Origin of the sequence: Brenneria alni, from assembly GCF_003666245.1 — a bacterium.
GTDB classification, from domain to species: domain Bacteria; phylum Pseudomonadota; class Gammaproteobacteria; order Enterobacterales; family Enterobacteriaceae; genus Brenneria; species Brenneria alni.
Genome location: NZ_MJLZ01000082.1, coordinates 1 through 3,919 on the forward strand (window position 1 = coordinate 1; position 3,919 = coordinate 3,919).

Sequence of the window (3,919 nt, forward strand, 5' to 3'; positions counted from 1 at the left end):
ACTTAGTTCAGATTGTAGTGTAATCGGTCAGTGAACGGAATACATTCTTGTTATATTAGTAGCGTGCTATTTATATGAGTGATTATTTCTATTCCTGATGGAAGAAAGGCTCTATAAAGTTTTCCCTTGAATTGGACACAAATTCTGTTGGGGGCATCGTTGGGGGCATGTGTGAAAATAGAACAATAGTATGTTCTTCAGTATCAATAAAATATGCAATAGATATTGCTCCTATTATCGGAGCCAAACGCCGTATCGTCGCCAGCGGTACGCGACGTTGCATTTAGCGTATCCAGCATCTGCTGCTGGCTCAGGCTGTCGCCGTCAATGAATCGGATCTGTTCGATAGCGCCATCAGCCACCGCGCCGTCGGCGCTGAAGAAATTGTCGATGCGCAGTGAACCCGCATCGCTGCCGTCCTCTTGCTTGATGTGAACCCTGATGGAGGTGGCATTGCGAGAGAAGGAGAGGTCGGACGGTTTGATTCCGGCGCCAAATATGATTTGGTCTATACCGCCGCTATCGCGGAGAGTATCGTCGCCGTGCCCACGAAAGTAGTAATAACAGTCGTCGCCCTTCCTGCCTGACAGGTAATCGTCGCCGCCAGCCCCGAAAAAAATAGCACCCATTTCTGCTTCTTTTCTGGACTTTTCAGTGTCGTTGCTGATACCGAAAAAAGACATTACCGCACCTTTAATGGACAAGCTGTCGTTACCGGGGGAGCCGAAGATGAATGCGGGATCAACAAAAGGCGCCAGGCTGGGATTGGCTTTGACGATCGCCTGAAATGCGGCATCGCGTTGGTTGCGGTAATTGTGCGAATAAATACCCAGGTTGGACAAAATAGAAAGCATACCTGCTATTCGTTCCAGTTTTCCGTTCGCGTACAGAGATTCCACTCTGCCTGGCAACGCCGCCCAATCGACGGTAATCCCCTGGGCATCGGAGCTGAACGCCGAACGGATAATGTCAAGCTCCGCCGCATATTCGGTTTGTGCCAGTAATTGAGCAGCGGTAAATCGCTTGAATTTTAAATATTCATCTTTCAGCAATTCGCCGCCAAAACCATTCCAGGTATTGCCCGCCAGATTTTCCATCGCCGACAGCATACGTGCATTCGCGTAATTGCCATGTCGGGAGGCGTTGCTGTAAGGAGCGATATTGGCAACGCCAGTCCAGCGGTAGATCAGCTCGTCAAGCGGGGAGTTGGTGGCGCTATAGGGGGAGGCCAGATAGTTGTTCAACAGATTTTTAAGCTCAGGATCCAGCACCATCGCCTGGCGCAGATCATGCACTTTGCCGAATCCTTTGGCGTTGGGTAACGCCGTGACCTCAGGGGTGAGATTGATATCGCCGCTATTGATACGGCGCTGAGTATTTGTCATGAACCATACGTCCGTTGCGTTGGAAATCCGGCCATCGCTCAGTGTGGCATTCGCTATCATGAGGTGTTGATGATAATTGTTATCGACATAATCTGAACTGCGGTAGTCGGTGCTGATTTCCGCTACGCCGGCGTCCTTCAGACTTTGCAGTTCACCTTTGTCGCTAATGCAGTTGCTGTTAAGGTCGCGCCAGATTCGCAGGGTGGCATAGGCGGCGTCCTGCGCGTCAATGGTCTTGTCGCCGTTGTCGTCATATTCAGCCAGCGCCTGAAAACCATTATCGGCGGTTTTTCCATTGCCGAGTTGAGTGTGGTTGCCAAACAGTTCGCCGCCGTTGCTGATGCGGCCATCACCATTGACGTCATGCACCAAGAGACCGTCATCGGGGCTGACCCAGCCGGTTTCTTCGCTGAGACCATCGTTATTCAGATCGAAATATTTTTTGTCACCGCGTATCAGTGTTTCTACGCCGTCGCCGTCCAGGTCAATAACAAGCGGGGAGGTAAATAGCGTTCTCGGCGTTCTTTCATCATCATCGTTTGAATTATTTTTGAGAACGATTTGCAACGAGCTTTTATCTTTGTCGTAATGTTGAATAATCAAGCTGTCGTTAACGGTTAACTTATCGCCATCCAGCACGTAAACGTTGCCGTTGCCGTAGTAGGTATTCTCAGGAGTGCCATTCTTGCGGGTGCCGCCGGTTAGCTGTCTGTTGTTGACGATAACCTGTCCCTTCCCGTCTTTATCATCAATAATGTCCTGATCATCGGCCCGGTAGGTATCAAAGCCATCTCCGCCTAGCAGCATATCTTGCCCTTCGCCGCCTTGCAGGAAATCGTTTCCTTTTCCGCCGTTAAGAGTGTCATCACCTGCTCCGCCGTATAGCGCATCATCATGGTCTGTGCCGGTAATGGCGTCATTACCGTCGCCCGCAACATAGGCGATGCCGTTATTGATATAAGGGTAGAGATTGCTGTCCAGGCCGAGATCCAGCCCCTCTCCGGCTAAATAGTGGCCGATGTTATATTCGTCCTGATCCAGATCGACGTCGGCGGGAGTGGTAAAGCCGCTGATCGAATCATCCTTATTGGTGCCATAGATAATCGGGCGGTTTTGCGCATCGAGAAAACGTGCCGGCTGGCTGCCGGAGGAAAAAAGCCGGTTTTCCAGTTCCTCAATGGCATACATGGCTTTTAACACCGTTGCGGCTTTATCGATAACCCCCACAGCAATGATATTACTGACATCGTTGATAAAGTCGGCCTGGGTGAGGGTGGTGGTGGGAATGGATTCTAATCCTGTGAATTGCAATTCAACCGTTCTGCCAATACCAGATGGATCAATGACAGGTTCAAGCGCGGCGTTGCCTATGTCTGACTCCGCGCCGCCGTCAAAGTCAAAGTTTTCTATGCCCTCTGGTACGATAGCGAAATTGCGAATTTCTCTGGTGCCATCCGGATTGACGACAAACTCAACCCCATCCGCAACTTTGAACTTGGTAGTGCCCCAGATATAAGCGCGTTCGGCATAGTCCGGGTCGTTTGTGCCAAGGAATATCTGGTTGACGATATAGCCGCCGTAAAGATTTGTTGCTTTTCCTGTCTGCGGATCGATATGCCCGAACCGTTGCAGCATCTCGGTTTTGGTATAGGTCCCTGGGGGAATATCGGTATTAAAAAATTTTTCAACGATGTTGAAATTTGCGGGGTTTACGAACCGTCCAGCGCCGTCCGTCATATATTCAGTAGTATCCACCGCAATTTTATTTTTAGACGTATCGCTACGGTGATCGAGAATAGACGGGCTCAGACTATCTTCAGGTTTGCCATCTGTGCCATACAAATATTTATTGGTAACTTGCTCTGCGCTGGGAAGTGCCATAATGCTCTCTCCTTGAGATGATAGATATAACAGTTTTATATCTCTTCTAAGCTAATATAATTTTGTTATCGACTAATAATAATAATGTCCTGTTGCGTATCCACAGTTGTTAACATCGTAATAAGTATTTCTGGAAAAAATGTTTTTTTGCATACCCGTTTTTTTATCGATATAGCGAATTTTATGCCGAAAAATAAACATCCCGTCACCAGCGCCGTCCGTGCGATCCCAAAACCTGAACTGATCGCCCTCCACTAATCCCCAGGTACGTTCGCAGCAATCTGGATTCTCATTTAAAAATTCCTCTTTGTTACTGTAATGTATCAAAGTGAAATGCTGCTCTAGGTCATCAGAACTACCAATAATGTGTTCGGATTTTCCGATTTCTAAATAATCTTTAGTTGTTTGATATTGCAAATACTTGGCAATAGCAATATCCAGTCGTTCCTGAGTGGTATAACGCTTTCCCATTCGTTGATTATCCCAGGTACAGTAGCCGAGATAGTTACGTGTGCTGGTATAGAAAAATTCAATCACTGCAACAATCACCAAAGTAATAAACATTAGCAAGAGTATTTTTAGGAGGAATTTAATTACAGTGTTAATTCTTTTTTTCTGTATTTCTTGAATCATTTCCGCCTGCCATTTATTAT

At 47.5% G+C, this 3,919-nt stretch carries 2 protein-coding genes; both read right to left on the minus strand.

What is annotated here, in order from left to right; translation table 11 throughout:
- Positions 1 to 203 precede the first annotated feature (203 nt).
- Positions 204 to 3,266, minus strand: coding sequence for a calcium-binding protein (locus BIY29_RS20105; RefSeq protein WP_147437190.1), 3,063 nt, complete (start codon positions 3,264 to 3,266; stop codon positions 204 to 206).
- A 72-nt stretch (positions 3,267 to 3,338) separates the two neighbouring features.
- Positions 3,339 to 3,919 (minus strand): hypothetical protein (locus BIY29_RS19495; RefSeq protein ID WP_205680387.1); only part of this gene is annotated, 581 nt, incomplete at its 5' end.